This window comes from Thermodesulfobacteriota bacterium (assembly GCA_036397855.1).
Taxonomy (GTDB): Bacteria; Desulfobacterota_D; UBA1144; order Nemesobacterales; family CSP1-2; genus DASWID01.
Genome location: DASWID010000043.1, coordinates 1 through 7,460, shown reverse-complemented (window position 1 = coordinate 7,460; position 7,460 = coordinate 1). Strand labels below are relative to the sequence as shown.

Annotated in this window: 7 protein-coding genes; 5 read left to right on the top strand and 2 right to left on the bottom strand. The window is 42.4% G+C overall.

Annotation, left to right across the window (positions count from 1 at the left end):
* Positions 1-424: 424 nt before the first annotated feature.
* Positions 425-1,453 carry an adenosine deaminase gene (locus VGA95_03500; protein ID HEX9665603.1) on the bottom strand — a complete coding sequence of 343 codons (1,029 nt, stop codon included), beginning with the start codon at positions 1,451-1,453 and terminating at the stop codon, positions 425-427.
* Positions 1,454-1,536: 83 nt separating this feature from the next.
* A complete protein-coding gene (locus VGA95_03495) occupies positions 1,537-2,361 on the bottom strand; it encodes an aspartyl/asparaginyl beta-hydroxylase domain-containing protein (protein ID HEX9665602.1) in 825 nt (274 codons plus the stop codon).
* A gap of 473 nt (positions 2,362-2,834) precedes the next feature.
* On the opposite strand from VGA95_03495, the gene VGA95_03490 reads away from it, so the two are divergent.
* The 5 genes from VGA95_03490 to VGA95_03470 all read left to right on the top strand — a co-directional run bounded on the left by VGA95_03490 (position 2,835) and on the right by VGA95_03470 (position 7,315).
* A complete protein-coding gene (locus VGA95_03490) occupies positions 2,835-3,485 on the top strand; it encodes a pentapeptide repeat-containing protein (protein ID HEX9665601.1) in 651 nt (216 codons plus the stop codon).
* Between the two features lie 59 nt (positions 3,486-3,544).
* The gene (locus VGA95_03485; protein HEX9665600.1) at positions 3,545-4,105 is read left to right on the top strand and encodes a hypothetical protein; all 561 of its coding nucleotides are present in this window, start codon (positions 3,545-3,547) and stop codon (positions 4,103-4,105) included.
* A 268-nt stretch (positions 4,106-4,373) separates the two neighbouring features.
* Positions 4,374-4,781 carry an archease gene (locus VGA95_03480; GenBank protein ID HEX9665599.1) on the top strand — a complete coding sequence of 136 codons (408 nt, stop codon included), beginning with the start codon at positions 4,374-4,376 and terminating at the stop codon, positions 4,779-4,781.
* 86 nt (positions 4,782-4,867) lie between these two features.
* Positions 4,868-6,274, top strand: a complete 1,407-nt coding sequence (locus tag VGA95_03475; GenBank protein ID HEX9665598.1) for an RtcB family protein — start codon at positions 4,868-4,870, stop codon at positions 6,272-6,274.
* Positions 6,275-6,355: 81 nt separating this feature from the next.
* Positions 6,356-7,315, top strand: a complete 960-nt coding sequence (locus VGA95_03470; protein ID HEX9665597.1) for an integrase core domain-containing protein — start codon at positions 6,356-6,358, stop codon at positions 7,313-7,315.
* The last annotated feature ends 145 nt before the right edge of the window (positions 7,316-7,460 follow it).

Below are 7,460 nucleotides of genomic sequence, written 5' to 3'. Positions count from 1 at the left end.
ATTCAGAAGCTTAAATATAAGAGCCGAACCCCGGTTGGAATAAATATATCTCAATCAACCAATATCTTTGAGAGACATGATTCCGGGTGGTTAATGGTTTTGCACCATGCCTCCCCGCTTCCAATAGCTGATTTTGAAGTTGAGGGAGAAAGCCTGCAATAGTACTTAAGAAGTTATTGTGACTTTTAGTGTTTTTTAACCTGTAGGAAAACAGAGCCTTCAAGCGATGATAACGGGGAAACATCTAAGAATGTAGCGCCCGTTCCCCGAACGGGCTTGATCGGGAGCGTCATCAATCGGACTGATATGGGAATCAGTCCCTACAATTTAAAGACTTATCCACCGCGTTAATCCTCCCCCACTCAAGCGGGGGAGGAGATTCTTTCCAATTATTACAGTAAGAAAATTGGAAACGATTGTTCAGCTAATACTTATATTCAGACATATAATTGTCAAGCTCAGTTATAAATTTTTGTTTTTCTTCTTGAGTCAAAAATGAAGCTTCAAAGGAGTTTTTCGCGATCTGATATAAATCATCCCTATCCAAATTTAGCGCCTCTGTAACTGCCACATAATTCTCAAATATGTAGCCACCGAAATAAGCCGGGTCATCCGAGTTTACAGTGACACACAATCCTAAGTCGAGCAACTGCTTTAGGTTATGTTTACTAATTGATTCAAACAGACCAAGCTTCACATTCGAAATGGGGCAAACGGTCAAGGGTATGTGCTCTGATTTTAATTTTTCTACCAGTTCAGGGTCTTCAACGCAACGAACGCCATGGTCAATCCGAGAGACTTTAAGTGTCTCCAAAGCTTGCCAAATGTATTCGGGTGGTCCTTCTTCACCGGCGTGAGCAACTGCTAGAAATCCCTCCTCACGTGCCTTATCAAAGACCTTTGCAAATTTATAGGGCGGATTACCCAACTCAGAAGAGTCAAGTCCCACCCCTATTATCCAGTCCTTGAAAATAAGTGATTGTGTCAATATCTCCATGGCAGATTCTGCACTGAGGTCGCGAAGGAAACACATGATAAGTTTTGTAGAAATACCGAATTCTTTTTCAGCGTCGATCGAAGCCTTGCGTATACCTGTAACCACTGTTTTAAAGGGTACTCCTCTTTGTGTATGTGTCTGGGGGTCAAAAAAGATTTCGGTATGCCGAACCGTTTCGGAATTGGCTTTCCTCAAATAAGCCATAGTTAGATCGTAAAAGTCTTTCTCATATTGAAGGACCCTTGCAGCTTCATAGTATACATCAAGGAATGATTGTAGGTTATTAAAATCATAAGCCTTCCTCAATTGCTCAGGGGATGTAAATGGCAGTGACAAATTGTTCCGCTTAGCAATCTCAAACATCATTTCGGGTTCCAGGGTACCTTCAATATGAACATGAAGTTCCGCCTTGGGTACACCAAGGATAAATTGTTTAAGTTTATTAGTATTCTTCATAAACCACTCTTGCAGTTATTTTGGATTGATTAAGTGAAATTATTGATTATTGGAATCTGGATTTTGTAACCTTAGTTTGATATTCAGGATTTTTGACCATAGAATCTCTTTTCCCACTGCTTCTGGTTTTCCTGGGCTTCTCTTATGAAAGGGCTGAAAACAGCAGCATTGAGCAGGAGTTTATTGAGAAGGTTGAATGGGAATTTTACAGGTCTCTCAAAGTCTACGAATAAAACCGCTCTGTGTCCGGCTGTTTCATTCCATACCTCATGATTGAAAGAGTCATCAAATATAAGGCTTTTACCTTCTTCCCAGTGTGTAATTTCCCTTTCGATACGTATACGGCATTTCTCTTTAGGCTCAGGCACGATAAGGCCCAAGTGATAACGCAATACACCGTTGTAGGCTCCTCGGTGTGGGGGGATGTGTTTATTCGGAGAGAGTATTGAGAAAAAAGCGGTTTTCATTCCTGGGATTTTTTTCAGCAATCTAGCTGTTTCAGGACATCTTCTGCAATTCTCTTGACTCTGAAGTCCAAAGCCCGCGAGGAAAAAGGTCTTCCATTGATCATCTTGGGTTATTGTCTTTACTTCACTTGTTATTTCATGAAAACTGGGTAACTCTTCCCTGCGTTCCATTACCTGGTCGAGCTCTTTTCGGATCTTCTGCCAGTCCTTCTCTACTTCGGTTGCCCAGGGGAAGGTTGAATTTTCATAAATTGGTGGATTTCCATTAACGGAGAATTTTATAAGAACTTTCTCGACCCAATCAATAAAAGCAGCAATTGTTTTCCCAATGATTCCGGTTGGAGGATTCAGTGGTTTGTATTTCTCTATCTCACTGTGGTCTTTTTTTTCCGTAAAATTTGTGTTTGGAGATCGATTCAATTCTGTTTGTTGGTCATTCATGATAATTTGACTATAAAACAGGAATCATCGCCATATTCGCAGTAATACGGTTTGAAATTAAATTGTTTTATCGGGGTAAAATTATATTTAAATGTGAAGCTTAATCAAGATTGGACTGATCGAAAATTCACCGCCGACAGCTTCATTCAGTTATCGGAAATCCCGTTGGTCATTACCCCAGCCGTAAACCCTGAGCCTGGTCGAAGAGTGAGTGAAGATAGAATAGTGTTGCGTTCCCTTTATTTATGGCCTATTGTATATAAATATTTATATTTTATGTGGAACTGATGTGGGAAGAAAAAAAATTGGCTTGACTGCCCTTAAAAAACATCTGTGATCAAAATTTCAGAAGGAACTCATAGATGAAGATATTAGATTTATACAAAACGCTCGAAAATGTATGAATGAATAGTTACCATTAAAGGCCCAAGGTTCCCCATTTTGCAAGATCATTTAGCAAAGAAGAGTAGTTCATGGCAAGTGAGAAACATCTGTCGATTCTCAGGCAGGGAGTTAAAATTTGGAATGATTGGAGGGATGAAAACCCCGACATAAAGCCAGACCTCTCAGGAGCAGACCTCATCGGCGCAGACCTTGGTGGAGCATATCTCAGAGAAGCAGACCTAAGTGGAGCTAACCTGAAGGCGGCAGATTTAAGAGGGGCAAACCTCAGCAGGGCGGATCTCAGCGGGACAGACCTCGGTTGGGCAAAACTCAGCAAAGCAGACCTCGGTTGGGCCGATCTTAGTGGTGCATACCTTAGAAAGGCGAACCTCAGTGAGGCACACCTGAGGACGTCAGACCTTGTCGAGGCAACGCTCAGTAAGGCTGACCTCAGTGGTGCATGTCTCAGAGAGGCGAATCTCAGGTTATCGAATCTCAGGGAGGCAGACCTTAGCGGGGCCGACCTCTGCAGAGCGGATCTCACCGAAGCAGACCTATGGAAGGCAAGGTTGGATAGGGCAAAACTCGAAGGAGCTATCCTAGAGAAGGCAGTCTTTTTGCAAACCAATTTAACCTATGTGGAAAATCTTACACAGGAGCAGATCGATTCGGCAACCATAGATGGCACAACTCAACTTCCAGAGCACCTCAGGTCACCTTCACAAGAGGAGGGGGAATAGTCTTGCATTTCCGTGTGCCTGAGGTTACGTTAAGATGAACATAAAGTGGGACATAAAAAATGAGATTCTATATGGTAGTGCTAATTATAGTAGTTTCCTTCTCTGATCTAACCAGTGCAAAGGAAGAGAAGAAACCGGTTTTATTATCTTCAGAGGAGTTATGTTCCGAGTTCTCATCCAACGAAAACGCTTTCAAGAAATTTAGGGGAACAGGGATCATAACCTACGGTAGCTTATCTTCCGTTGGCGATAAAAGAAAGGCATATTTAGGCAATCGGATGGATTCTGTGGTTGATTTAGTAATTACGCCAGAACAAAGAATAGGGCCCTTTGGTAAAAATTTAACAGATACAGATTGTTATATCTCCTGTCTCGTTAATGTGCCGGGGGAGCAATGTGAACATCGTGGCGGTAGATATGAGTGCAGGGAAGTAACTAGCCCAAAGCTCGAAGAGAATAAGAGGGTTATACTTGGAATAGGCGGCGGTGAGTCTATAACTGTGAGCGGAAAGGTCGAGAATATATCACTGATTCCACTGTATTCGATAGGAGACCGTAAAAAACAAATTGTTAACATTATATTGGCGACGTGTGAAATACTTAAAATTGAGACTAAGTAGGCGAGCTGCCGCTTGCTTGTTGAAATATTTCGATAACAAATTGAAAATCAAAGGAACCGATATGCGCATCCCGATAACCGTTGCTACATTGTTAATCCCTAACCTTTCAAGTTAGACACGGAACTTCGTCTTTCGGGCTCCTGCTTTGGTTTGTTGATGTCCATATTAAGGACGTTACTCTACCTGGTCATGAGAAGGAATATGTAGGTGAGATGCGTATGGCTAAAAAAATTGGGCGCTATATAATTTTTCAAGAGATCATTTGGTTATGACATACAAAATGCTGGAACACACCGCCGATGTGAGAATTTTTGTTCAAGGAGATTCTCTTGAGGAGCTCTTTTTAGATGCAGTCTATGGCATGATGGAGATTCTTAAACCAAGATTCGACAATCAAAAACAGGTTACTCAAAGGGCTATCACACTTGAAGCTGCAGATATAACCGCACTTCTCATTGATTTTCTTAACGAGGTATTACTTGCTTCTCAGATAAATAAGGAGGCATATAATGAGGTGATTTTTAAGACCTTATCACTCCGATCACTTGAAGCGATACTGCGCGGTGTTGCCGTAAGATCCTTTGATGAGGATATAAAAGCGGTGACATATCATGAGGCGGAGATAAGGAGGACCGAGCATGGGAAATGGGAGACGATGATTATTTTTGATATTTAATCCTTCGGGTAGATATAGGATAGGAGAGGGGATTGTTATTTTTCGAGTTTATAGAGTTATTGAATTAATTACATTTGGGGGTAAGTATGTTTGATAAATCGAACCTTGTAAGGATAGAGGATTTTCTTTGGGAAATTCCAAAAAGCTTCCGAAGCGACATGCGAGTGCCAGCTCGAGTCTATGCATATGATGCGATGCTCGATGCTATTTCCGGGGATAAGTCACTGGAGCAGCTTGTCAATGTCGCGACACTCCCGGGAATAAAGGGGTATGCACTTGCGATGCCCGATATTCATGAGGGATATGGATTTCCTGTCGGAGGGGTAGCAGCCTTCGACAGCGAGGAAGGAATCATATCTCCGGGCGGCATCGGATATGACATTAATTGTGGGGTGCGGCTTTTGCGGTCAGAGAAGACTTTCCCAGAAATTAGACCTTATCTCCGAGACCTCGGGAGGAGGATATACGAGGAGGTTCCATCTGGTGTAGGTGTAGGAGGGAGGCTCTCGTTACGAGGCAAAGACTTTGACCTGGTTCTTGAGAGGGGAGCAGCGCGAATGCTTGAACTCGGGTACGGGGATGAAGATGACATTGAACAGATAGAATCGGGTGGGGTACTGGATACCGCATCAGCTGAGCTTGTTTCGGAGCATGCAAAAAGCCGAGGTCATGATCAGATTGGAACGATGGGAGCAGGCAATCACTTTGTCGAAGTAGGCATTGTTGAGACGATTTTTGATGAAGCAGAAGCGGGGAAATTGAATATTTTTAAAGATCAAGTCACCGTTTTGATTCATACGGGTTCAAGAGGACTCGGGCACCAAATTGCAACTGATTATATAAGGATCATGATGAAGGTTATGCCTAACTACGGCATTACTTTGCCTGACCGTGAATTAGCGTGCACTCCGTTTACTTCTAAAGAAGGGCAGGAATACTTCAAGGCAATGTCTGCGGGGGCAAACTTCGCCTGGGCGAACCGTCAGCTCATTACGTGGGAGGTTAGGAAAGCTTGGGAGAACCTTTTAGGCAAGGATGGGGGGAGACTCAGTGTAGTTTATGATGTGGCCCATAATATTGCGAAAGTCGAGGATTACACCATCGATGGGAAAAAATATAAGCTTGTTATCCATCGAAAGGGTGCTACCCGCTCCTTTCCAAATCAGCCGGTACTTATTCCCGGGAGTATGGGCACTCATTCGTATGTTCTCGTTGGACGGGAAGAAGCATTGATATCAAGCTTTGGATCAAGCTGTCATGGTGCCGGCAGGAGAATGTCCCGCACGCGGGCGAGAAAAGAGGTCAGTGTAGAGGAACTCAGACAGAGGCTTGAGAGTTTGGGTATCGTTGTTAAGGCGGGTTCATCAAGAGGGCTCACCGAGGAGTCTCCGGAAGCGTACAAAGATGTTAATGAGGTTGTAGGCGTTATAGACGAGGCGGGTATTGCAAAGAAGGTTGCCCGTCTGAAACCCATTGCCGTAGTTAAAGGATAAAACGTGAAAAATAGGAACAGATGTAGATGCTCAGTAATTAGGTCACGCTTTTGGTAAAATAAATTAACCAAAGGAGGCCTAATGAAATACCAAGATATTGTTGTTGTAAAGAGATGGATACCAATATTAACAGAATACGAAAGGACCAAGGCTAAAGTAACTCCCAGACCGTTTAGGTTTGTAAGAGATATATGTGAAGCTCATCACATATCCAAAAAAGATCTAAGTCGCTACTATCACAAATGGCTTGCTGGCGGGAAAAAAGAAGAAAGCCTCCTGCCCCAAAAGAGAGGACCCAAGCCAGGGAGTCGAAGAACCCCCAAAGAGATAGAACGCAACATCATAAAAGCTTACAGACGCTTCGGATCTAATCGCTATGAATTAGTTCTTTTATTTAAACCATACTACCTGGATAAGACTCCCTCCCCAGCCACAATGGACAGAATAAAAGCACGTTATCCATTGAATGAATCGGCAAAGAGGATTATTAAGCGTTATGAGAAGCAGGCACCTGGGGAGTTAGCCCACATTGATTTAAGCAAGGTACCAAGCGACATAAGATATTCTTTTAAGATAAAAGAGCTTTATATTGCAGCTCTTTGTGATGACTGTACACGCATTAGTTATGCTGAGATTCTCAGGGACATGAAATCTTCAACACTCACTTATTTCATGGCACGTTCACTGTCGTGGTTTAAACAAATCTACAACTTTGAATTCGAGTCAATAATGTCCGATAATGGCCGAGAATTTAAGGGAAAACTCAAGTATGAGCATCCATTTGAGACTATGTGTCAAGAGTTAGGGATAAAGCATAAATATACAAGACCATATAGGCCACAAACTAATGGGAAGATAGAAGCATTTTTCAAGATAGCAAAGAGCGAGTTCTTTTACCCAAACAAGTTTGATTCCCTAGAGGATATAATTCTAAATTTAGGGAATTTTCTTTTTGAATATAATCACCTAAGAAGACATGGAGGATTGAACTATATGACGCCATTTGATAAACTCGAAAAGGTGACACAATTACTGAGCTAGTACATATGTCCCTATTTATTAGGAAATTGGAGAAGATAGCAGGTAGAATATTACACTACAGACCCATGGGAAGGCCTAAGAGAAATAGGTAAGCCCAAAAAAGAGGTGCGTTCCCCTTTTTATCTATATCTACGTAAGGCCCCTT